The sequence below is a fragment of the Vibrio sp. QJM3NY_15 genome (genome assembly GCF_057785995.1).
This window is the reverse complement of record NZ_CM173518.1, coordinates 1,042,694-1,066,236: the sequence shown is the minus strand read 5'-3', so window position 1 is coordinate 1,066,236 and position 23,543 is coordinate 1,042,694. Positions and strand designations below refer to the sequence as shown.

Here is a 23,543-nt window from a genome sequence, read left to right as displayed (position 1 = left end):
TCCTTAAAACGCATACTTGGCGTTAACGGTGAAGTAACGGCCAGGTTCTGTGGAGTAGATTTTATTGCTGTTCGCAATGCCCGCCACATCTTGGTATCGGATGTATTCTTTGTCGAATAGGTTCATCACATTGGCGCTGACATCCAAGCCAAAGTTCCAAGAGTAACTTACCCCCAAGTCAACACTCGCCCAGCCAGAGGTGGTCGCACAATCAGTAACGATACCTAAATCATCTTCACATTGAGGGACATTATCCATCGCTTGCGCCCAATTAACCTGCGCATAAGCGGAGAAGGCGTTATCGTCATAAGTCACCTCGGCATTGCCTTCCCAAGGTGTTAGCGTACGAACTTTTTCTCCATCCTCATCTTCTCCATCAACGTAGCCGACTTTAGTACTCACACTCCAAAAATCGCTTAAACGGTGTGCGAGAGAAGCTTCAATGCCATATGTCTCGACTCCATTTACGTTTTGATACTGCTTGTAGTAATTACCTGTATTTGGATCCGGTACAAATGTGATCTGTTTAACGTCGATAAAATTATCGAACTTCTGATAGAAAACGGCCGCATATAGCTGTGTTTGTCCATTATCAAACTTACTGCCTAATTCAAACGAATCACTGGTTTCGGCCTCTAGGTCCATATTAGGCACAATGACAAATGGGGTAATTGGGACAAAATCATGGTTCTGATAACCATAAATTTTGTCATAACCCGGTGCTCTAAAGCCGTGGTTGTACGAAAGGTATGTATTTAGCGAGTCTGTTAACTGATAACTCACCGATAAGCTAGGGGAAAACTCACTCGAATTTTGCTCCTTCACTTCATAGCCATTGATTGTGCTCTGTGACTCAGGTTTCAACTGGTGTAAATCAAAACGGGCTCCTGCCGTCACAGTCCAATGCTCAATTTCAATCGCGTCACGAATAAAAGCAGCAAAATTGTAAGAGCGAGCTGGAGCAAAAGGGACATCCGCGTTAAGTGACACTCCGTTCCAGTCTAAAACAGACGATTGACTTGGACGCTCATGGAGGTTGGTTTCCATATTCACACCATAAGACAAGGTATGGCTCATGTTTTGATGTTGGAAGGCACTAATAAAATCGGCGTTTGCACCAAGAAGCTGATCCGTAAAACCACGAACATCAATCGTTCTACGTAACTCGGAAACGTTATTGTTGGTTCGAGACATCAAACGATTAGTGGTATCTTCATTAGTCATATCACGCCAATAGATCTTGGCATCTAATTCTTCAAACCAAGTATTGGCAGGTAGGTACTCAAACCCCGCATACGCAGAAAACGTCTCGGTATAAGACTGTTGGTCAAAATCTTCAGTGTCCCATTTTCCGTCTTTTTGGATCTTAGAGGATCCTTCTTTTCGACTTAGATTATCTTTGTAATACTCGACATTGCCTTTGAGCATCAGGGTATCACTTGACCAATAATTTAGGGTGTAACCACCACCGACGCCATCTATGTCTCGGTTATAGAGGTCCTCATCAAAGTTACGGGTTTCTTCACCTTCCCAATAAGAAAGGTTGACTAAGCTTTCGAATTTTCCTGAACGGAAAGCGAGGTTTGTCGCACCTTTGTATTTATTACTGATACCGGTATAGGTTGCAGAGACGTCGCTGTAGAAGTCTTTATCTCCGAGGTAATCTCCCGGCTTTTTCGTCCTAACCACCACAACGCCACCGATAGCGCCTGAACCGTAAACGGATGAACTCGCCCCTTTTATAACCTCAATACTTTCCAAGTTAGACATATCAAACGAGTTACGCCCTACCTTGTCATTGATATCGTTGGCACCAAAGCCATCAGCAGACTTTATTCCGTCTTTCACAATCAAAATCCGGTTACCTGTCATCCCACGGATCGTAATGTTTTGAGGTCGACCGGCTCCCCCAGAAACACTGACACCAGGCTCACTCTTTATTGCATCATAAAGCTCCGTTGCGCCTTTTTTTTCTAGCTCTTCACCTGTGATCACGGCTACTGAACCTGCTACTTCAGATAACGGTTGCTCTATTTTATTGGCTGTTACAATCACTTCTTCAAAGTGGTAAACCTCAGATTCGGCGTGCACGACGTTGGCAGCAAGTACGCTCAGTACTGCCGCTGATAGGGGGGAAAGCTTCATTTACTGCTCCGCTTTAATGTCTTTCAGGGTAAGTGATAAAAGGAATGCGTATTCAAACGCTTGTTGTGCTAAAGACTGTCGTCTATCTGTCGAATGTCCTTGAGTAAAGTTTGTCGACAATAGATAGGGACCACTTCCAGTCGTTAGCTCGCTTAGTTTTGCGTAATACTTAGCCCCTTCCCAATAAGGTACGCGGCTGTCATTCAGGCCAACCTGAATCAATATTGGTGGGTAATTTTGTTCGCTAAGATTCAGATAAGGATCATATTGCTGCATTACCTTCAATTCATCGGCGATATTTGGGTTGCCCCACTCACCGTACTGCTGAGCCGTTAGAGGCAATTCAGAATCAGACATGCTGTTCACAACGTCGACAAAGGGCACTTTAAGGACAGCACCATCAAACAAGTCAGGAGCCTGATTTAAGGCGGCAGCAACAAGAGTGCCACCAGCACTTCCACCCATCGCGTAAATAGAGCGCTTACCTAGATTGTATGTCGTCAAATCACGAGCAGCGGCGATGAAATCCAAGATGGCATTTTCTTTGTTGATCCCCTTACCTGCTTGATACCAAGCGTCACCATAGAAGCCCCCACCTCGAACATGTGCAATCGCATAAATTACACCCTCATCAAGTAGACTAATGACTTGGGGCATAAAGTAGGGCTTCATCGTCATGCCATAAGCACCGTACCCGTATAAAAACACTGGTGTGGTCTTAGTCAATTTGTCTTCGCGATAAGCCAGTGTGACTGGAATCGTTACCCCACCAGAATCCACCATGACTTGCTCGGCTTGATACGCTGATTGTTGGTATTGAGGGTAATCGTCTTGAGAGAACAAATCTCGTTGCAGAGTTTGTGTATTTAAGCTGTCCCACTTAGCGGGCTGGGTAAGGGACATACTACGGATATGGAGTTTATTACTGCGGTAATCGCCCACTTGGCTTACCCAAGCAGCTTGGCCTGCGTCAGCCAATAACTGGCTTGAGCGATAGCGATTGTCACCATCGAAGAAGTGCAAAGATTGAGACGCGCCACTCTGACTCACAACAACAGCGCCAGACTCAAACAAATAGAAGTTACTGATTCTAGATTCGTCCGTTGGTTCAAAAACCGTTCGCCAAAGGTTGATATCTGTAGTCTGAGTAAGGGGTGCAGAGTAAAAAGTAAAATCATTGCGGTCGTGATTGCTGTTGGCAAACAACATAGAACCCGCAACATCAACGTAGTATTCCACTCCGGCTTTGCGTGGTAAAAGTGGTTTAGAGATTTCACCACTATCAAGGTTTAACAAACGTTGCTCGCTGGAGTTTTCACTGTTTGCCTGAACCACAGCAAATTGCTTATCACTTGAAAGGTAATACGAAAGCAACCAAGCGGAGTCCAGCTCTTCCGTTAATTGAATCGGCTTTGACTCATTTAAGAAGTATTTCGTTAGCGCATAAGGTCTCGAAGTTTGTTGTTCAAGTTGAATCAAATACAGAGATTGACCGTCTTTCGACCACGCAAGCGAACTGTCTACATTTTGAGCTACTGGTGTGACTTGCTGAGTTTTAAGATCAACAACACTCACTCGATACTGTTCAGTGCCCGTAATATCTTCTGCTATTGCGAGCTTCGTTTTAGTTGAGTCTAGTGCCCAATCACCTAACTGATAGTAATTGTACTCCGCAGAACGAGCATCAATGTTAAGCAACTCGGTCAAACCCTTACTCCCAACTGATCGGGACAACAAGGCTCTTTTGCCCTTGTGATTTAGGATCGCATACTCGTAGCCACCGATTTCCTGCCATGGTCTATCGGCTCGTTCAGGACGATTGTTTTGCCATTTCTTTTGTAGGGATTCGCTCAGAGATCGAATATGTTCTTGATGCAACTGAGTTTTATCATTCTGTTGATTAAGATAATTAAGTACTTTATTCGCACTACGGGAATCATCTCTGAGCCAAGAGAACTGATCTGAAGCGCTAACAGTTCCTGTTAGTAGGAGCGCAAAAGCTAACAACACACACGCTTTCATAAATACAACAAATCCATACGCTAATTTAATAAATTTCGCGTATACTGCACCCAAACGATAATGAGATCAATTATCATTTACATAAATTTGTGAAGTTAGTCGCAAGAGGAGTATCAATTAATGATGGATTACTATTGTAATTCTGGAAGGAATTTATATTTAGATAATCCTGATAAATCAGTCGATAGTGTTTAGTTCAACCGGAAAACAGACCATTTACAGCATAAGCAAACGTTTACTAAGTTTGTGAAGCCACTACCTCCACTAAGGCAATTTTGAAAATTTGGCTAACGTCGTTAGTTAACCAAACCTTACTGGCCGTTCTCAGCGGCTCTGATTCTTTCAATCGCTTCTACCCTTCTCAGCTGTTGTGGCTGAAAATGATCTTCTCTAAGCTGAGCGATCGTCTCTTTTTGTTCAATTTCTGAGAGGGCTGAGTCATTCAAAATGTCATTTCGTTCTGAAAAGTAAATATCTAACGAATTTTCAAAGCTCGCTCTTTGTTGATCGAGTGCTTCAAGCCTCTGTGTCGCTTCTTCGCCAACCAGTTCGTTTCTCTTCAAGTATTTGCCTTGTTCATCTAGGCCTTGTGAGCTGGATAGTTGCTGTAATAACACCTGATTTTGATGACTGGACTGAACATAATCGGGTTGTTCAGATAGGTAAGATTCAAGTCTTTGCTGATATTCTTGTTCCTCTAGCCCTTCTTGTTTCAGAAGTAACTTTTCTAAAGCGATTTCCCTCAGTTTATTGTCATGGGTAAACAGAATACTTATCTCGCTCTCACTGAAAAATTGAGTTTGAAGGTCAAGCAGAGCTTGATTCAGTGCGCGTAAGTCCTCTGCAGATATTGAGGTGGTGTCGAATTGAACATCCAATGTTGTCAGTGCCGACTTGTACTCAAGATACTTTGCGAACAATGCTTCATCGACCACCGCTGCTTGTGATTGATCATGGTGATTTGCCACATTGTCACGAATCTCTTCGAGGGTTAATTCTGTATTGCCTGACACGAAATATTCCATCATGTCTTTGGCTGACGCACTATCGATTTCGGTATCTTGTTGAGAGCTAACCTTCAATGAAGAAACGCTTTGTGCGTTGTTATTATATGAACTGGTATCTTCCTTCTTTAGATATAAAAAGACCGCCGCTGTGCTCATCAGGGCTATCGTGGTTATCGACAAAATGGCGGTCTTTTTCATTATATTTTCCTTATGAACTTAACTTTTGGCAGCGCGACTTACAGGCCTGCTAACTTCAATCGATTCGCGTGTTGGCGATATAACGTCACTGGATCAGTCTCAAAGAGGTGATGAATACCCAACAACCCGTTAATCTCGTCTAGGTGGTTCATTTTGTAATCATCACCAATCACTTTGCCCAAATGCGCGCTACATGCTCCCACTAACCCATCATTAGGTTCATTAAAAGCTAAACCAAGGATTGTCATCGCTCCGTCGGTAGGATCAAGAAGGTTGGTAAAAGTGGAAGATCCTGTCCATGAATAGTAATAAACACCGTTGTTTGCTTGCCATTCACCATCACCACACGCAGACGTCGGAACGCCTTCAGGGTAAAACTGGTTGAATGCAAGCGAACCTTCAGTGGTCAACGCTTCAAGAGATGCAAGGCCATCTTGGTCAAGATCCGTTCCACCAGATAAGAGGTTGATGAGCGTCGTCAATCCACCAGCCAACTTAACCGCGATACCCTCCGCAGCTGAGCCTTCTGATACGCTTCCACGCACGAGATCGGCAACTTTAGATCCTTTATGGACGCCACCAATGCTTGTCACTGAGGCTACCAGATCAGGACGAACTGATGCCACATAGCGTGCTGTTGGTCCGCCGTGGCTGTGACCAACCAGATTTACCTTACTAGCCCCTGTCGCGGCTAACAGTGTTTCAACTTGAGCCAGCAACTGTTCTCCACGCACTTCAGAGCTGTTAGTCGCTGATACTTGCGCTACGTAGACGCTCGCACCATCTTTGGTTAGGGATTCAGGTACACCATAGAAGTAATCGACACCCGCTAATGTATCGAAACCAAACAAACCATGTACCAACATAATGGGGTATTTCGTTTGTGTGTATCCACTGACCTCTAATGCCGATGCGCTTGTTCCGGCATAGACACCAAAACTGGATAGGCAGGCTATCGTCCAAATTAATATCTTTTTCAATGCTCTTTCCTTAAACAGATTAGACCTCTGATGAGTAAAAGAACCGTAGTTGATGATTTTATAAAACATAAAATAGCAACTCGATATTTGTGATATTGAACTTGAATTAAACAGTTGTGATGAACATTAGACAAACAAAATCAGACCAAAATATCAATAGCATAACCAATTGATTGAATTAACATTTAATCAAAAGCCATAAAGCTACGCTTTCAATTATGTCGACCCAATTATAAATCCAGCATCCACAAAACAATGAATCTCGTTTAAATCTACGACAACGAATTGGCGAGTCATAGTTCATCAAAATTGAATATTAAATGATAAATCACTCGCTTCGAATCGATTATTTCTCAATCAGAAAGCCGTTGGAAATTTGATACTTATGCCAGTTATTAAACGCCAACAACCTGAATATATTGACGAGAATTATTGATTTTAGATATAGGTCGTACCAGTTATTTACTTATCCAGTTATCAATAGGCAACAAGCAATAGACAACAAGTAACAACGTTTTGTTTGGCTCACTAAATACAAAAGAGAATACAGTGATGAAAAATACGGCTTTAATACTCGCGTTAACCATACCATTTGGGGCTTATGCTGCAGAAGACTCAGTACCAACACCAGAATCGATGACATCCGCACAGGTGTTCAGCACACAAGGTTCCGAAACCTATTCTTACGTTCGGTGTTGGTATCGAACCGATGCGTCACACGACTCTCCAGCCACAGATTGGAAGTGGGCAAAAAAAGAAAACGGTGACAATTACACGATCAACGGATATTGGTGGTCTTCCGTTTCTTTCAAAAACATGTTCTACAGTGATGCACCACAATCTGAAATCAAACAGCGTTGTGAACAAACTCTCGGCATCCAACATGATACTGCCGACATCACTTATTTTGCCGCAAATAATCGCTTCTCCTACAATCACTCCATCTGGACCAACGATAACGCAGTGCAAGCCAATACCATCAATCGCATTGTCACTTTTGGTGATAGCCTCTCTGATACTGGGAACCTATTTAATGGCTCTCAATGGGTTTTCCCGAACGCTGATTCGTGGTTTTTAGGGCACTTTTCGAATGGTTTGGTTTGGACTGAGTACTTAGCAAAAGCGAAAGATCTTCCCCTATATAACTGGGCCGTAGGTGGTGCAGCAGGTACTAATCAATACGTCGCACTGACTGGCGTCTATGATCAAGTCACGTCCTACCTCACCTACATGAAAGTCGCCAAAAATTATCGCCCTGAAAACTCACTATTTACTTTAGAATTTGGCCTCAATGACTTTATGAATTACGACCGAGAAGTCGCCGATGTAAAGGCCGATTTCAGCAGCGCTCTGATCCGATTAACGGAGTCTGGTGCGAGTAATATACTGCTGTTCACATTGCCCGATGCGACCAAAGCGCCGCAGTTCAAATACTCTACCGAACAAGAGATCATTAAAGTTCGTGGCAAGATTTTAGAGTTCAACCAATTCATCAAGGCGCAGGCCGAGTATTACCAAAGCTTGGGGAAAAACGTGGTGTTGTTTGATGCGAGTGCACTGTTCGCCAGCATTACCGAGAATCCAGAGCAACATGGCTTTCGAAACGCGAGTGACGCCTGTCTTGATATCAATAGAAGCTCAGCTTCAGACTATTTGCGAAGCCACAGCTTGACTAATGATTGCGCGACCTATGGCTCAGACAGCTATGTATTTTGGGGCGTGACACACCCAACTACGGCTACTCACAAATACATCGCAGACCATATCTTGGCGTACTCGTTCTCGACGTTTAATTTCTAGCTAGGAAGAGCCCAGCGAGTATCATCAGTTACCGCCTGTAAGTACCGCAAGCTAAGGCTTACACAAAGTACAGATACAAAAAAACCGCCATTATCGGCGGTTTTTTATTTGCATCAACCTTTCAAAGCTAAGCTTTTAGGTCACGCAAGTTGATTACTCGTCGTCCACTTTTGGTGCGACTTTCTTCTTAGGGATAAACACGGTATCACCCACAGCCACATTTTGGTGGAAGCTCTTATCACGCTTAACCGGTTTCTTCGGTGTTTTCTTAACTTGAGTGTTGGTCTTCTTCTTCGCAGGTCCGCCTTTAGCAAAAGCAGGTTTACGAGGCTTAATGCCTTTGAATTTACCTTTCAAGCCTTCAAGCACAGAGAAAGTAAGATCTTGTTGAAGGTAAAGCTCAACACGCTTAAAGCTGTCCCAGTCTTTTGGACCAACCAAAGAAATCGCATCGCCTTTGTTACCTGCACGGCCAGTACGACCAACGCGGTGCACGTACTCTTCTGTATGCTTAGGCATATCAAAGTTGATAACGTGGCTTACGTTTGGAATATCGATACCACGTGAAGCAACATCGGTTGTTACCAAGATCTTGTAAACCGCACGCTCGAACTGGCTCATGATGGCATTACGTTGCGTTTGGTTTAGGTTGCCGCTCAATGCCACTGCTTTAAGCTTCTTCTCGTTCAACTTATCCGTTAAACGATCAGTATCGGCACGAGTTGCAGTGAAGATCATCACCTGACGGTATTCAGCTTCTTCAATAACGCGATCTAAAATCGCTTCTTTATGATCTAGATGGTCACACAGGTAGAACTTCTGAGTGATATCAAGGTGCTGTTCGTTAGAAACACCAACAGAGATACGCTTAGGTGCGTCTAGCATTTCATTTGCAATGCCATTCACTTCCGCGTGATCAAGCGTCGCAGAGAACATCAACGTTTGACGACGACGATGCTTAGCTGCATTCGCAATGCGACGTAACTCAGGTGCGAAACCTAAATCCAGCATACGGTCAGCTTCATCAAGGATTAGCGTTTCAACACCATCTAAAAACAGTGAGCGGTGCTCAAGGTGATCAGCAAGACGGCCTGGAGTCGCAACAATAAAACGAGGGTACTTACGCAGAGCTTTAACTTGGTCGTTAAAGTTTTCGCCACCCAAGATAAGTGTCGCTTCGTAAGACAGACCGCCAAGCATGCTACGCAGCTCGCCGTAAACTTGTTTAGCTAGCTCACGAGTAGGAGCCAAAATTACACCACGAGGATCTTTAGCAGAAAACGCTTTTGTTTTTAATGCTTTATGTATCATCGGCAACACAAACGCCAATGTTTTACCTGATCCCGTTTTTGATGAAGCCAATAGATCCTTACCAGCAATAGCAACAGGGATCGCTTTTGATTGGATCTCTGTCGCCTTCTTGAAGTCGTAATGTTTTAAGTTCTTCAGTAAGCGGTTATCTAAGCCTAAATCTTTAAAGTGCAAAGGACTCTCCAGTCATGATGGTATTGAATAAAATTAATTTAACGTGACATGATACCGCGAAAGTACTTTATAAGGATAGAGATCACAGTAAATTTATCCTTTTATCTAATGTTAGCCAGAATATTGTATGCACCGCTAGCAAAGGGGTGACTCCCCTTTCACTGCCTTATTGCCGCACCAAACACTTCATCTCAAAAATGAGACAGATTGTGATACCTAGCTAATTACCTCAAAAATTTAGCAATTTCTTTAGTTATTGTTTTTGCAGTTAAAAAATTAGTCGCTACAATCATTAATGAAGCGACTATATGATAAAGAATGTATAGCGCATCTTTTGATGATAAATAAGCAAGGAGTTCTTATGAATAAGACGTTAATCGCAGCTGCAGCCTCAGTATTTATTTTAGCTGGTTGTTCTTCAGAGCCTGAAGAAGCAGCGGTATCAGAAATGGACCAACTAACTAACCAAGTTGCTGAGCTAACCAGCGAAGTAGAAGCACTTAAGAGTGACAAAGCTGCTGCTGAAATGAAAGCTCAAGAAGCATCTGCTGCGGCTATGGCAGCAAAAGAAGAAGCGGATCGTGCTAACGACCGTATCGATAACATTGCTGAGTCTTACACTAAGTAATTGAGATATAAGCTCAATTAAGCTGTAGATTTCAAAAGACGTATATACATACAGTAAATTGACAACACCACCTCTTTCGAGGTGGTGTTTTTTATTTAGGGAGAAGAGAAAGAAAGCTTTAAGGCTTTATTCACAACCTATCAAATTAGAACTCAATCACCGGCGGTGCTATTTCAACAGGCACACCATTTTGAGCAAAGATAACTGCTTTTGCCTTTGAGTTAGGAAGGTCTGCATCTTCAAGCCACCATTTTAATTCAACCGGGATTTGCAGTAGTTTCTTAGAGCCGTCACTTCGCGTCAATGGTTCGTGAGCTTCAACAAACACGCTTCTATCAGGCTCTAAAGACACTTTAATCGGCTCATCGATTATCGTGACTTGTTCGCCACGACTGACCTGTTCAAAAAGCCACTCAATATCTTTAGGTTCCATACGAATACACCCGGAACTGACGCGTAAGCCAATCCCAAAGTCTTTATTGGTGCCGTGTATCAGGTAATCACCTGCACCGTAAGCAAGTCGTAATGCATACTCACCCAAAGGGTTTTCGGGCCCAGCAGGTACCACTCTTGGCAACTCAATCCCTTTCTCTAAGTACTCTTTACGGATTGAATTTGGAGGAGTCCAAGTCGGGTTTGGACGTTTTTGGCTTATCTTAGTGATCATCTCGGGAGTATCACGCCCTACTCGACCAATCCCGACAGGGAAGACATGCACCTGATTTTTCTCAGGCTCAAAGTAGTACAACCTCAACTCAGCAAGGTTAATCACAATGCCTTTTCTCGGAGTATCCGGCAGAATTAAACGGCTAGGAATGCTTAACACATAGCCTTCAGCAGGAAGAAAAGGATCAACCCCTTTGTTTGCCGCCATCAAAGAGAGAAAGCCAATATCATATTGCTTTGCAATAATAGCCAACGTTTCACCCGCCGCAACTTCATGTTGCTGGATTCTGCCCACGATACGACTTTCTTTTGGTGGCAACTCAAAAGTTGCAGCAGACACCCACGACGAGGTCATCGTGCCTGCAAGCAGAGTTGTTACCAGAGGGAACAAAGTCGTTCTCACAGTAAGCAAGGCGATCTTGCGCAGTTTTGTTTTCATAGCGAGCAAAGGCATCAAGTTAGCGCAATACGACATACAATTCCTTGGTTTGTCTTTTATCAAAGTTTAGATTATCGCTGATCAAACGTCTCTACAATGTATTGTTGTCTCTAAACTAATATGCAATAGGTTTATATCTAGAGATTTATCTGTAGTTAGCTTGCAAATTACCCATACAAAATCGATTGCCTTTAAGCTTTCAACACATTTGGTTATCAATATTAATAAAACTATAATATTGGATCCATTTTGTGACTAAAGTCTCATGGAGCCTCGTTTTAACTCGCTAATATTGCCTCAACAAAACGAATTCAATTCAACAGAATCGGTAATTGATTAAATCCTGTTCCTATAATTACCGTTTAAACTTTGGAGAACGACCATGGCTACACCTCATATTAATGCTCAAGCTGGTGATTTCGCAGAAACAGTACTTATGCCGGGCGACCCGCTTCGCGCAAAATACATTGCTGAAACATTCCTTGATGACGTGAAGCAAGTTTGTGACGTTCGCAACATGTTTGGTTACACAGGCACTTACAAAGGTAAGAAAGTTTCTGTAATGGGCCACGGTATGGGTATCCCATCATGCTGCATCTACGTACACGAACTTATCGCTGAGTACGGTGTAAAAAACGTTATTCGTGTAGGTAGCTGTGGTGCAGTACGTGACGACGTTAAACTGATGGACGTTGTTATCGGTATGGGTGCTTCTACTGACTCAAAAGTGAACCGTATTCGTTTCAACAACCATGACTTCGCTGCTATCGCTGATTTCGGTCTTCTAGAAGAAGCTGTTAACCAAGCACGTGCACAAGAAGTTCCAGTTAAAGTTGGTAACGTATTCTCTGCAGACCTTTTCTACACTCCAGAAGCTGACCTTTTCGAAAAAATGGAAAAGCTAGGCATCCTTGGTGTTGATATGGAAGCAGCTGGTATCTACGGTGTTGCTGCGGATCTTGGTGCTAAAGCCCTAACTATCCTAACCGTTTCTGACCACATCATCCGTGGCGAGAAACTAAGCTCAGAAGACCGTCAAAAATCTTTCAACGACATGATGAAAGTTGCTCTAGAGACTGCAATCAACATCTAACAGTTTGATAAAAGATACATTGAAAAGCGTTACCTCGCAGCCGAGTTCACTTGGCTGCTCAAATAATCCCGAGGGGGAGATCGTGTCTAACGACAAGCTGCCAAAAGATGCGGATGGTTTGCAACTCAACTTTTGTAAAACATTGGCGTGTGACAACTTTGGCTTGAGCGATGCAAAACGGTATGTTTTGCAACACGCGAACCCTAAGCGTCCAGCGATGGTTTGTCGTGAATGTGGAGCTTTCCCCCCCTTACTTAACAATCGTGAAGTGTTAAGCGAACTTCATCGCCTGCGACAACTTCACAGCGATGGCCTTCCTGCTTGCCGCAATGATGATTGCGATAACTTTGGCCTATCGGTTCATACCCACAAACATCTTTACCATGCCTTCGGTTACAGCGGTGACAGGCAGCGTTATCGATGCAAAGATTGCCAATCGACCTTCGTTGATAAGTGGTCTGGTTCCAATAAAAAACTTCAGTTTCAAGAGAACCTCATGGGCTTATTGTTCATGGGTTATTCCGTACGTGAAATCTGCAGAAAATTAGAGATCAATCCAAAGACTTTCTATGACCATGTTGACCATATCGCCAGCCGGTGCCGTCGCAAATTAGCGATGATCGATGCACGATGGGTTAATCATGCCAAAGACTATCAATTCGCTTCCCATTATCAGCGCTTACAACCACAAAGTAACAACGGTGTGGTTTGGATAGCGACGGGTGAAGCGCATTCTGGATATATCCTTTGCCAACACGTGAATTACTCACAAAATGAAGAGCCTTCGGGAAATGTTGACCATAACCCCTACGACGATGTGGCGCGCTTTGTCTCAAAAGAACACTCATCAGAGGCAAATCTCGAACTTCCTCAGCCTTCTGATAAGCTGAAAGAGCGTATTGAACAGCAATACCAAGTGATTCTGGCGAGAGGTAACGTTGAGGACCCTATGGGTAACCTCACAACGTTTAGCTACCCGTCTAAAGGGGCACTTATTCGACCGCCTTACACCTCTTACGCACACTTCTTACATGTTTTGGATATGTGTGACGAGAATAAGCATGTCGCCATTTATATGCCACAAGATCCATTACTAAGATCTGCCGCCCTAAGCGTTTGCTTGCCGCGCATACAGAGTCAAAATATTGACCTTATGTATGTAGAGGAAGATCCTAGCTGGCAAGACGATCAAAGTTTTGAAAAGATCGACATTGTGCACATGAGTTGGTGGCGCGATCGCTGGGCTATCGCAAACCAAGGCGATCAACAAAAAGGCATTTGTTATCTAACGGGTAACAATCCAGAACCAAAACAGTGGTTTAACACCGCCTCTATTCAACAGACTAAATTCTATCAACAACGCTTCCAAGTTCTGTTTGATAGCTTCATTAATGAACCAAGACGTAAACTTCGTCCTGGCGGCATTCTTCCGTTACTCGACATATTCAGGGCTTGGCACAATCTGTGCTACCAAGATAAGCAAGGGCTAACTGCAGCACAGCGTTTAGGTGTAACTGAGCAGCCATTAACCCTAAAGCAACTACTTTCATAGATACCTATAAACCAGACATTTACTTGGGAACTCATTGATTTAAAAGCAACAACATGAGGTAACACCCATAAATGGAAAAGATACATGTTCCTAACATGCTCTACGAAAGATAATTAGTGCTTATCCTAAATCACACTCTTATAATGATTGTGTTATCAATATGTTCGATAATTATGGACCTAAGCCTTGGACAAAAATCAGTATCTTCTTGAAACAGAACTAGAACAACTCAAAACTCGTGTCGACTCTGAACCGTTGGTGATCCTTGAGATTGCACAACAGTGCCTCGTCAGATCTGAGCAAGTTCTGTTTGAAGAGGGAGCGATCCAGTCACTGATGTTAATGGCAAAGTGCAGCTGGAACCTGATGGATTATCAGACTGGTTTAAAGCACATCAAAGAAGCCTACAAGCGGCAGAACCGCTTAGACACCGACGTTTTCCTTCCTGAAATCCTTCACCTACACGCGCTCCAATTCTGGGGGCAAGCCAAATATTATTCAGCTCAACAGTTTTGGATCAATGCCTTAGAGCAATCTGCGCTGGTTGATGAAGTTGAGATACAAATTGAGAGCTTGATTGGCCTCGGCAACATTTGGCGGATGACCCACGAATACAAGCTAGCACGCTCTACCCACCAACTCGCTGTAAAAGTGGCGAATATTAGCCGCATAGGCTGGCTAGAGGGCAAAGCGAGAATACTACTCGCTTGGGATTACTACCTGCTCAACAATTATGTTGAGATGTTATCGGTGTTAGATGGGGCAGAAGAAGCACTTAGAGAACACAAAGATAATACGTGGCACGCAGAAGTGTGGGACTTCCGAGGCCTTGCTCTACTTGGCTTAGAGCGTTTAGATGATGCAGAAAAAGCCACCGCCAAAGCGCACAGCCTTGCAGTAGAACACAACCTAATTTGGATGAAGGCGCACTCTTATATCAGCCGAGCTCGATTAGAACTTTTGCGAAAAAGACCTGGACACGCCGCTGAATTACTCAAATTGGCTGAACAATCTGCAAACGAGTTCGACAACGGTGAATTACTGAGCCAGATCTGCTATCAACAATCTTTGGTTGCAGAAGAAAACCAAGATTTTAAAGCCGCGTTAATCGCATTCAAGAAATACCGTCAATATTCTATCGGTATGCTTCGCGAACAAACGACACGAGTTGGCCTCGATAAAGCGCGCAGCTCCAAACGCCAACTTGAACAGAGAGCTCGAAAGCTTATAAACCGCATTCGTGGTCAACATGAATACGATCCAGAAAAGCACTTCTCTTTTGTTGTCTCTGAGACGTTTTGGTGGGAACAACTGGTTCTCTTCAAAACAGAGCTCAAACGTTCGAATCACAGCATCATCATGTTTCAGCATGTCGACCCCGACTACTTAGATGTCTGTACCGAAATCGCTCATACCCTATGTAATCAAAACGATTTCATTTCAAGGCTAAGCTCAGAGCGTGTGGCTCTTATGCTTTCTGAAAAAGGCGGTGCGGCAGAACAAACGTTCAAAACGCTGACGACCATGCTCGATATCTACCCTTGGCACCGAAAAGGATTAAAAGGTTCAAACCCTACCGTCAGCCTCAATGACATTTTGACGTTCCCGTTCACTCTTGAACAGCTAGAAGAAGATGATGCCGAGGTAAGAGATTGATGGAAACGCTATTAAGTAAAATCACAGATGCTGGATTAGATCCGTCGTCGGTATCGGGTGAAGAAGCGATCATATTCTGGGATCACATTCGCCAACATGTATCTACGACCAAAACAGAGCAGGCACACTGTTACATCATCAGTTCGGAATACCGTGCTGAGCTGCAACAAAACCAAGCCAGCATTGATGAGCTCAGGTTAGCACTCAACCTACTCGATTTGCCTAACGACATAGAAGACATTCTTACCGTCAAAACCAGCCTAAGTGATCGTCTTGTTGAAATTGGGGATTACACTTCAGCACTGAATGAATTTGTCAGTTCATCTTCAATCGCTGTTGAACACGGCCACATCGATGAGTACGTGTTAGCTATTTTAGGCATGGGTAACCTGTGCGATGCCTATGGCGATCACAGCCGAGCACTACGCTACTATCAAAAGATCAATAGCATTGATCATGCAATAAGCAGTCGTTCACTTCGCCTTAAGTTCAAGCTGCATATGGTCGCGAGCCTTCTTCTGCTCAATCGAATTACTGCCGCTAGTGATCTGCTTAATGAATGCGAAGAGCTGAGTATTCTGGTCAGTGACAAACTGCTGACCGCCCAAATCCTGCTTTATCAAGCGAAGGTGCTTCGAGCAAAGAAAAAATACCATGAGGCACTGCGCTGTTTATCCAAGGTTCACTACTCTGCCAATAATACCCAAGCTAGCTGGCTTTCAACCATGACTCGACTTGAGTTAGCACATTGCTTGAATGCAACGGGTAAGCAAGAGTACGCAAGCATGATCTTGTTGAGTACAGACAAGCGTGTGAAGGACTACTCTTCACCTGTTTTAGCAAAACGATTCTACGACTCGTTAAGTGATGTATGTATGAATCAAGGGCGTTTCCATGAAGCGCTAAGCTATGAGAAAAAAGGCTATCGAATTGAAACGGATCTCATGAAGCAGATCCCAATCAGTGAACTTGGATCTAACCAATTACGCCGCCTATCTCGCTTCGAATTGCAGCTAAAACTCATTCTCTCTGAGCAAGAAAACAGAGAGCTGAAAGAAACAACAGAGCAGCATAAAAACGCGGTAGCGCAACTCCAACAAGATGTATTTACCGACCCTTTGACTGGCTTACACAACCGCCGCTGGTTGGATGTAAAACTTAAGGACATGCTGCTACACGAAACACCTTTTGCATTAATGGTGGTCGATATTGACCACTTTAAGTCGATCAATGATGAACTTAGTCATTTAGTGGGTGATAAAGCGATTGTCAGCGTCTCTCAAGAGCTGCGCGCTTACTTCAAGTTTAGAGGGGCATCTTGCGTTCGATTTGGTGGAGAAGAGTTCTTGGTTATACTTGAGAACACCAACCTTGCCAAAGCAGAGATGCACTCAGAAAATTACCGCGAGCGAATCTTCCAATTTGGTTGGCATGAGATACTGGGTGAACGCGGTTTAACCGTTAGTATTGGTATAACTTTGCATCGTGAAGGAGAGAATACTCAACGTACTTTCTATCGTGCAGATAAAGCGCTTTACCGAGCTAAAGCGAACGGCCGAAACCAAGTGTGTACTGAATAGTAGAAATGACAGGAATGAGCGTGCAGAGTCATTCGTATTCTGCCTCCCCCCTATCAATAATCAGTCGCTCTGAATAGAGCAACTGATACTCACAAAACAGAACTATTGATAGAAGAACAGAGAAATCCCACCCAAGGCGACAAGCGTCCCTATTACGCTTTGTTTTGAAACCTTCTCTCCTTTGAGCGCATAAATCACCAAGATAAAGACTGGACTGGTCGCTATCAATGTTTGAGCAATCGCAGGGTTGGCATTTTTCAACGCAACCTGCTGAAGCCACAACGCGAGAAACGTTCCGACAAATATCGCTCCTAACAGCCAAAGCTTGTCGAGTTTCGTCATCGCCCACAAATCTCTTTTTATTGATGCATAGGGCTTTTTCTCAACAAACGGAATAACAAGCATCACAGCAAACACACCAATCGTCAGGCGAATCAAAGCACCTAACAACGGCGGAACATCACCTGCCACTAAAGCGTAATGGGAAATGACCACGCCCGAAGCCTGACACACACTCGCCACAAGCCCATATCCAATGCCGATCCATTGTGCTTTGTCACTAGAATCACCACTCGCCGATTTAGACGGTTGAAACACGACGAAGGTTACCGCTAACGTCGTTATCACCACTCCTAACCAGCTTTGCAACGTTAGCGCTGCGCCCAGAAACATTAAAGCCAACACACCAGAAAGAGGCGGCGCTAAAGATTCGAGTAACAAGGTTTTATTGGCACCAATTCTTTTCAATGCAGCGAAATAAGCACTGTCACCAATCGCTATCCCAATGACACCTGAAATGGCCAAGATCCAAAAATGGTTGGCACTGAGTTCAAACTCCGGCATCGGAATAAGAGGCATCACAAGCAACATCATTCCAGAAGCAACTACGCCTTTAACAATATTCAACTGCATAGCTGAAAAACGATGCCCAAACTGTCCGTAAATCCATGTCGCACAAGCCCACACAATCGCGGCACCAATTGCAGCCAGTTCACCTATATACATCCGCATTTATCCTTTGTGATTGTGCACGTCATTTAGAATCATCATTGTCATCAGTTCAACTGAATTTCCAACAAGATTTCCGAAACCGTTCCTTTAAGTGTGATTAGAATTTTATAAGATCCATCCATGCATTTATTCGCATTAGAAGCGACAACACATTATTTTCAATTCGGTAAATCATTTTTATAACAATTACTTGGATGATAGCGTAGTATATTTATAACTAATATCTAACATTACAAGGATCTGTTATGTTTTTAGACTACTTTGCGCTCGGCTTACTTATTTTCGTAGCATTAGTAATCTTTTACGGCATCATCGTTATTCACGATATTCCCTATGAAATTGCGAAAGAACGCAATCACCCTCATCAAGATGCTATTCACGTCTCAGGCTGGGTTAGCCTATTCACCTTACACACTATTTGGCCATTCCTATGGATTTGGGCAACATTATGGCGCAAAGATCGTGGTTGGGGCTTCGCTAAGCTTGAAGAAGAGCAACACGACATTCATCACCGTGTAGACACACTAATCGACCAAGTCAGTGTGCTTCAGGAAGAAATCGCACAGCTTAAACAAACTACACCTGCGCAGACCAACACCCAACAAGATCAGAATAACGCTCAAGATCAGGAGGTTAAGTAATGGATTTACTGCTGATAATGACCTACGCGGCGCTTTGCATTACGATTTTCAAAGTATTCAATATCCCGCTAAACAAATGGACAGTACCCACTGCCGTTCTTGGTGGCGTGATCATCGTAGGTACACTCATCCTGCTGATGAACTATAACCACCCTTTCACGCAAATTGGTAACCAAGTTTACTCAACCACGCCAGTCGTTTCAGGCGTTAGGGGTAAAGTTATCGAAGTACCTGTAGAAGCAAACAAACCTCTGAAACAAGGGGATATTCTTTTCAAAATTGACCCAGTTCCATTCGAAGCTGAAGTCGCAAGATTAGAAGCTAAGGTAAAAGAAGCAAGCCAAGGTGCGCTTGGAATGGAATCAGAAGTCGCCGAAGCGGAAGCTGCAAAAATCAAAGCCATCGCAGAAAGAGATAAAGCCCAACGTGAGTTTTCTCGTTACAAGCGCGGTTATGACAGCGGAGCCTTTACCGAGCAACAATTAGACACTCGCAGACAAGCTTACAAGGCATCAGAAGCCGCAGTGAAAGTTGCAGACGCTAATCTCGATCAAGCAAAAATTTCTTTGGATTCAGAAATAGGTGGCGAAAATACCGCTGTTTTAAGTTTATTAGCTGAATTACGTAAAGCTCAGTTCGACTTAGAACAAACCGTAGTAAGAGCACCAACCGACGGCTATGTAACTCAACTAGCTCTGCGTCCAGGTGTGATGGCTGTTCCTCTTCCTCTCGCACCGGTGATGACTTTTGTTCACACTGAAGCTCAGTATTATACGGCTGCGTTTAGACAAAATTCATTGCAGCGCCTGCAAACCGGGTTTGAAGCAGAGTTCTTATTTAGAGCGTTACCTGGGAAAGTGTTTAAAGGCCGAATTGATGAAGTGATTCCAGCGATTGGTGAGAGTCAATTTCAAGCGCGTGGTGCGTTACTTGGTACCGATGCACTGCGTACTAGTGGCCGTGTGTTCGTTAAGTTGACCATCACAGATGACCTGTCTGACTACCATTTACCTATGGGTACCGCGGTTGAAGTAGCGGTATATTCAGACAGCTTCACTCACGTATCTATCATGCGTAAGGTACTTATTCGTATGAAAAGCTGGCAAAACTATCTATATCTAGATCACTAAATGGTTGTAGATATACGACGAACCCACTTAACACATTGTTAAGAAGAATAAAAAAGCCAGACCTGTTCTGGCTTTTTTGTTGCTTGATTAACCGTAAAAGTGCGCTTATTACATGAGATTTAAGTGTTCAGATGGAATTTTAGACATCTAGACACTTATCTTCCCTTATGGAAGGGTTCTGCTATATAATGCGCGCCTTATTTTTTATATTTGCCCAAAAAACGATCTCATTGAGACACATATTAATAGTGGCGAGTATTGGTTATTTATTATGCTTTATCTTTCAGTATTCGAGGTTATCTATGAACTTTTCAGCTAAAACAGTCGTCGTTATCGCTATTGGCGCGGCACTGTACGGCATTGGTGGTTTACCTATGTTTGGTGTCCCAGTGTTTGCTAACACGACATTAAAACCAGCAATGGCAGTTCTAGCACTGTTCTCTGTTCTATTTGGCCCTATCGTTGGCTTTCTAGTTGGCTTCATTGGCCACTGGGTAACAGACTTGTTCGCAGGTTGGGGCGTATGGTTAACTTGGGTATTAGGCTCAGGTATTGTCGGTATGGTTATCGGCTTATTCCCAATGATGACTAAGAACCGCCTTCAACAAGGCGAACTACCAATAAAAGACTTTGCACTGTTCGTGATACTTGCCCTCGCGGGTAACGTCGTGGGGTACGGGTGCTCTGCGTTCCTAGACACCATCCTATATGCAGAACCGTTTACTAAAGTCTTCACACAACTGTCTATCATCGCAGCGGGTAACACCGTTCTGATCGCTGTTGTAGGCTTCCTGATCCTCAAATCAGTCGCTAAGCGTAACAAACAAAGCCGCAACCTAACTGAGGCATAAGCGCTAATGACTATAGCATTTTCGAACTTCTCTTTTAGATATGAGTCGCTGGATAAACCGACGCTAAAAAATATCAATCTAAGGATAGAGAAAGGAGAGAAAATCGTCATTATTGGACCAAGTGGTAGTGGTAAATCTACCCTAGGTCAATGCCTCAATGGCCTGATACCTCATGCCATTAAAGGTGAGGTAACGGGCACTTTAGAGATCAACGGTAAGAATATCTCTGAGTTTTCAATGCACGACTATACCGAGCAAGTAGGCACAGTATTGCAAGATACTGACAGCCAATTTGTGGGGTTAAGTATCGGCGAAGATATCGCGTTCGCATTGGAAAACCAGTTGATATCGAACATTGATATGTACCCATTAGTTAAATCGACTGCAAAAATGGTCGACCTAGCGGGTATGCTTGATCGATCTCCTCATGATCTATCTGGTGGCCAGAAACAGCGTGTATCATTAGCTGGCATCTTAGTTGATGACGTTGATATCCTGCTGTTTGATGAGCCTCTAGCAAGCCTTGACCCTAAAACTGGCAAGGCAACGATTGAGATCATCGACCAGCTGCATAAAGAGACCAACAAGACAATCGTGATTATCGAGCACCGTCTTGAGGATGTTCTGCATCGCGATATTGATCGTGTGATCTTAATGGAGCGCGGCGAAATCGTTGCAGACACGACACCCGATGAAATCTTAGCTTCAAAACTACTTGAGACGCACGGTATTCGTGAACCTCTTTATCTATCTGCGCTTAAAGCAGCAAAAGCACCTCTGACTAACGAAGATAAGCTGTCAAACCTCAAAGCTTTGGATTACAAAAGATTCCGCCCTGCCATGCAAGCTTGGTTTGCCGAGCGCCCTGCCCCGGTAGCAGAGAAGCAGTACACGCCTTTACTCGAAGTACATGGCCTAACTTATTCTTACGACGGCGAAAAGAATGCACTCGAGGATGTCAGCTTCAAGATTGGCAAGGGTGAATTTGTTTCAATACTGGGTAAAAACGGATCGGGTAAGTCCACCATCACCAAGATTATTATGGGTGTGATTGACGCAGATTCAGGCTCTTCATACCTCAATGGTGAAGACCTGTCTGAGCTTTCGATCTTTGAAAGAAGCCAAAAAGTCGGCGTGGTCATGCAAAACCCGAATCATATGATCTCGCATCATATGATTTTTGATGAAATTGCTTTCGGTCTTCGTAACCGTGGCGTTACAGAAGACGAAATCAAACAGAAAGTAGAAAACGTTCTTGAGTTATGTGGGTTGAGCAAGTTCCGCCATTGGCCTATTGAAGCACTGAGCTACGGTCAGAAAAAGCGTGTGACGATCGCCTCTATCTTGGTGTTAGAGCCTGAGCTTCTGATCTTAGATGAGCCAACAGCAGGACAAGACTACCGTAACTACACATCTATGTTGGCGTTCATCCAAAAGCTCAACCGTGATTTAGGTATTACTGTCGTGATTATCTCTCATGATATGCACTTGGTTCTAGAATACACCACACGTTCAATCGTCATTGCAGACAGTAAATTGATTGCCAATGCAGCCATGACGGAAGTATTCAGTCAACCGTCGTTGTTAGAACGCGCAAATCTTTGCACCACCAGTATTTATGAACTTGCAACTATGATGAAAATCGACGATACCAATGCCTTTATGCAGTACTTCATCGACTACGAGAGAAGTGCTAAATGAACGCATCAAAAGTAAAATTCGGCATCAACTACATTGATACCAAATCGCCGCTACACGCTTTAAATGGCATCACCAAGTTTGCACTGTTTTTAGCTTGGGTAACCGTTGTCCTTACGACGTTCGATCTCAGACTCATCGTTGTTTTGATCCTGACTGGCTTATACCTACTAAAGCTCACCAACGTGCCTTTACGCGTCTATAAGCCTTTGTTATTGGGTACCGCAAGTGTGCTGAGCTTAAACGCATTGTTCATGTACCTGCTTGCTCCACAGCAAGGCACTGAACTCATCGGTAGCGAAACCATATTGCTAACGCTTCCTAGTAATTACTCATTGAGCCAAGAGACATTGTTTTACTTGGTCACTGTTACCCTGAAGTACATGAGTATGTTCCCAATAGCACTAATCTTTGTCTTCACAACGCACCCTACAGAGTTTGCGGCCAGCCTCAACCGTATCGGCATTCCATACAAGATCGCCTATGCAGTAAGCTTAACGCTGCGTTACTTGCCTGAAGTTAAAAAAGACTTCATCAACATCATGCACGCACAACAGGCTCGTGGTGTCGAACTATCAAAGAAAGCACCACTTATCACTCGCATCAAAAACGTGGCAAAGGTCTTAGGCCCATTGATTTTCTCGAGCTTGGACCGAGCAGACGAGATCTCAAATGCGATGACACTGCGAGGTTTTGGACGACACAAAGCACGGACTTGGTACAGCTATGCACCTCTAAAACGTGTCGACTTTGTTTGTTTGAGTGTTATCGTTTTTATCGTTGTGTTGGCCATCGCTAAACGCGTTCTAGAACCACAATTGTTTTGGTACCCATTCTAGCTGTCTGAATTAACAAATATAAACAACAACTTTAAATAACACACCGCTCAATAGGGCGGTGTTTTAACATGTATTAAAATTGATTAAAACTTGAGCCAAAAATTCAATATTGGCTATTCCTG

18 protein-coding genes are annotated in these 23,543 nt (G+C 43.6%); 11 read left to right on the top strand and 7 right to left on the bottom strand.

Annotated elements, in window-relative coordinates:
- Positions 1-3 precede the first annotated feature (3 nt).
- The 4 genes from AC3CKG_RS21115 to AC3CKG_RS21100 form a co-directional block, all read right to left on the bottom strand.
- Complete coding sequence (locus AC3CKG_RS21115; protein WP_488529285.1) at positions 4-2,145, bottom strand: TonB-dependent hemoglobin/transferrin/lactoferrin family receptor; 2,142 nt, start codon at positions 2,143-2,145, stop codon at positions 4-6.
- Positions 2,146-4,167 carry a prolyl oligopeptidase family serine peptidase gene (locus AC3CKG_RS21110; RefSeq protein ID WP_488529284.1) on the bottom strand — a complete coding sequence of 674 codons (2,022 nt, stop codon included), beginning with the start codon at positions 4,165-4,167 and terminating at the stop codon, positions 2,146-2,148. It lies immediately after the preceding gene.
- A 311-nt stretch (positions 4,168-4,478) separates the two neighbouring features.
- Positions 4,479-5,372 carry a lipase secretion chaperone gene (locus AC3CKG_RS21105; protein ID WP_488529283.1) on the bottom strand — a complete coding sequence of 298 codons (894 nt, stop codon included), beginning with the start codon at positions 5,370-5,372 and terminating at the stop codon, positions 4,479-4,481.
- 38 nt (positions 5,373-5,410) lie between these two features.
- Complete coding sequence (locus tag AC3CKG_RS21100; protein WP_488529282.1) at positions 5,411-6,352, bottom strand: lipase family alpha/beta hydrolase; 942 nt, start codon at positions 6,350-6,352, stop codon at positions 5,411-5,413.
- A 552-nt stretch (positions 6,353-6,904) separates the two neighbouring features.
- Here AC3CKG_RS21100 and AC3CKG_RS21095 point away from each other — a divergent pair.
- Complete coding sequence (locus AC3CKG_RS21095) at positions 6,905-8,152, top strand: SGNH/GDSL hydrolase family protein (protein WP_065104458.1); 1,248 nt, start codon at positions 6,905-6,907, stop codon at positions 8,150-8,152.
- 153 nt (positions 8,153-8,305) lie between these two features.
- Here the strand turns inward: AC3CKG_RS21095 and AC3CKG_RS21090 are convergent, their stop codons facing one another.
- Positions 8,306-9,637 carry a DEAD/DEAH box helicase gene (locus AC3CKG_RS21090; protein ID WP_017104563.1) on the bottom strand — a complete coding sequence of 444 codons (1,332 nt, stop codon included), beginning with the start codon at positions 9,635-9,637 and terminating at the stop codon, positions 8,306-8,308.
- Between the two features lie 361 nt (positions 9,638-9,998).
- Between AC3CKG_RS21090 and AC3CKG_RS21085 the strand changes: the two genes are divergently transcribed.
- On the top strand, positions 9,999-10,265 hold the full coding sequence (locus AC3CKG_RS21085; RefSeq protein WP_029223276.1) for an Lpp/OprI family alanine-zipper lipoprotein: 267 nt from the start codon (positions 9,999-10,001) through the stop codon (positions 10,263-10,265).
- A gap of 145 nt (positions 10,266-10,410) precedes the next feature.
- On the opposite strand, the gene AC3CKG_RS21080 is transcribed toward AC3CKG_RS21085, so the two are convergent.
- Complete coding sequence (locus AC3CKG_RS21080) at positions 10,411-11,406, bottom strand: L,D-transpeptidase family protein (protein WP_488529281.1); 996 nt, start codon at positions 11,404-11,406, stop codon at positions 10,411-10,413.
- Positions 11,407-11,752: 346 nt separating this feature from the next.
- Between AC3CKG_RS21080 and deoD the strand changes: the two genes are divergently transcribed.
- The 4 genes from deoD to AC3CKG_RS21060 all read left to right on the top strand — a co-directional run bounded on the left by deoD (position 11,753) and on the right by AC3CKG_RS21060 (position 17,251).
- Entirely contained in the window at positions 11,753-12,463 is a 711-nt protein-coding gene (deoD, locus tag AC3CKG_RS21075) for a purine-nucleoside phosphorylase (RefSeq protein WP_004732072.1), read from the top strand.
- Between the two features lie 82 nt (positions 12,464-12,545).
- Entirely contained in the window at positions 12,546-14,015 is a 1,470-nt protein-coding gene (locus tag AC3CKG_RS21070) for a lactate dehydrogenase (protein ID WP_029223275.1), read from the top strand.
- A 186-nt stretch (positions 14,016-14,201) separates the two neighbouring features.
- Complete coding sequence (locus tag AC3CKG_RS21065) at positions 14,202-15,671, top strand: tetratricopeptide repeat protein (protein WP_488529280.1); 1,470 nt, start codon at positions 14,202-14,204, stop codon at positions 15,669-15,671.
- The gene (locus tag AC3CKG_RS21060) at positions 15,671-17,251 is read left to right on the top strand and encodes a GGDEF domain-containing protein (protein ID WP_102307607.1); all 1,581 of its coding nucleotides are present in this window, start codon (positions 15,671-15,673) and stop codon (positions 17,249-17,251) included. The genes AC3CKG_RS21065 and AC3CKG_RS21060 overlap by 1 nt, the downstream gene beginning before the upstream one ends.
- A gap of 102 nt (positions 17,252-17,353) precedes the next feature.
- On the opposite strand, the gene AC3CKG_RS21055 is transcribed toward AC3CKG_RS21060, so the two are convergent.
- Positions 17,354-18,256, bottom strand: a complete 903-nt coding sequence (locus AC3CKG_RS21055) for a DMT family transporter (RefSeq protein ID WP_488529279.1) — start codon at positions 18,254-18,256, stop codon at positions 17,354-17,356.
- Positions 18,257-18,507: 251 nt separating this feature from the next.
- On the opposite strand from AC3CKG_RS21055, the gene AC3CKG_RS21050 reads away from it, so the two are divergent.
- The 5 genes from AC3CKG_RS21050 to AC3CKG_RS21030 all read left to right on the top strand — a co-directional run bounded on the left by AC3CKG_RS21050 (position 18,508) and on the right by AC3CKG_RS21030 (position 23,421).
- Entirely contained in the window at positions 18,508-18,903 is a 396-nt protein-coding gene (locus AC3CKG_RS21050; protein WP_017104556.1) for a DUF3302 domain-containing protein, read from the top strand.
- Positions 18,903-20,033, top strand: coding sequence for an HlyD family secretion protein (locus AC3CKG_RS21045; protein WP_065104452.1), 1,131 nt, complete (start codon positions 18,903-18,905; stop codon positions 20,031-20,033). Before AC3CKG_RS21050 ends, AC3CKG_RS21045 begins: the two co-directional genes overlap by 1 nt.
- A gap of 302 nt (positions 20,034-20,335) precedes the next feature.
- Positions 20,336-20,884, top strand: coding sequence for an ECF-type riboflavin transporter substrate-binding protein (locus AC3CKG_RS21040; protein WP_099167006.1), 549 nt, complete (start codon positions 20,336-20,338; stop codon positions 20,882-20,884).
- Positions 20,885-20,890: 6 nt separating this feature from the next.
- A complete protein-coding gene (locus AC3CKG_RS21035) occupies positions 20,891-22,585 on the top strand; it encodes an ABC transporter ATP-binding protein (RefSeq protein WP_017106513.1) in 1,695 nt (564 codons plus the stop codon).
- Positions 22,582-23,421 (top strand): energy-coupling factor transporter transmembrane component T family protein, encoded by an 840-nt coding sequence (locus AC3CKG_RS21030; protein ID WP_488529278.1) that lies wholly within the window; start codon positions 22,582-22,584, stop codon positions 23,419-23,421. The genes AC3CKG_RS21035 and AC3CKG_RS21030 overlap by 4 nt, the downstream gene beginning before the upstream one ends.
- Positions 23,422-23,543: the final 122 nt, after the last annotated feature.

What these genes read in the sequence shown, in the direction of transcription:
- AC3CKG_RS21115 (WP_488529285.1), bottom strand. Translation starts at nt 2,145, where the DNA reads ATGAAGCTTTCCCCCCTATCAGCGGCAGTACTGAGCGTACTTGCTGCC.
- AC3CKG_RS21110 (WP_488529284.1), bottom strand. Translation starts at nt 4,167, where the DNA reads ATGAAAGCGTGTGTGTTGTTAGCTTTTGCGCTCCTACTAACAGGAACT.
- AC3CKG_RS21105 (WP_488529283.1), bottom strand. Translation starts at nt 5,372, where the DNA reads ATGAAAAAGACCGCCATTTTGTCGATAACCACGATAGCCCTGATGAGC.
- AC3CKG_RS21095 (WP_065104458.1), top strand. Translation starts at nt 6,905, where the DNA reads ATGAAAAATACGGCTTTAATACTCGCGTTAACCATACCATTTGGGGCT.
- AC3CKG_RS21085 (WP_029223276.1), top strand. Translation starts at nt 9,999, where the DNA reads ATGAATAAGACGTTAATCGCAGCTGCAGCCTCAGTATTTATTTTAGCT.
- AC3CKG_RS21080 (WP_488529281.1), bottom strand. Translation starts at nt 11,406, where the DNA reads ATGTCGTATTGCGCTAACTTGATGCCTTTGCTCGCTATGAAAACAAAA.
- deoD (WP_004732072.1), top strand. Translation starts at nt 11,753, where the DNA reads ATGGCTACACCTCATATTAATGCTCAAGCTGGTGATTTCGCAGAAACA.
- AC3CKG_RS21060 (WP_102307607.1), top strand. Translation starts at nt 15,671, where the DNA reads ATGGAAACGCTATTAAGTAAAATCACAGATGCTGGATTAGATCCGTCG.
- AC3CKG_RS21055 (WP_488529279.1), bottom strand. Translation starts at nt 18,256, where the DNA reads ATGTATATAGGTGAACTGGCTGCAATTGGTGCCGCGATTGTGTGGGCT.
- AC3CKG_RS21050 (WP_017104556.1), top strand. Translation starts at nt 18,508, where the DNA reads ATGTTTTTAGACTACTTTGCGCTCGGCTTACTTATTTTCGTAGCATTA.
- AC3CKG_RS21045 (WP_065104452.1), top strand. Translation starts at nt 18,903, where the DNA reads ATGGATTTACTGCTGATAATGACCTACGCGGCGCTTTGCATTACGATT.
- AC3CKG_RS21040 (WP_099167006.1), top strand. Translation starts at nt 20,336, where the DNA reads ATGAACTTTTCAGCTAAAACAGTCGTCGTTATCGCTATTGGCGCGGCA.
- AC3CKG_RS21035 (WP_017106513.1), top strand. Translation starts at nt 20,891, where the DNA reads ATGACTATAGCATTTTCGAACTTCTCTTTTAGATATGAGTCGCTGGAT.
- AC3CKG_RS21030 (WP_488529278.1), top strand. Translation starts at nt 22,582, where the DNA reads ATGAACGCATCAAAAGTAAAATTCGGCATCAACTACATTGATACCAAA.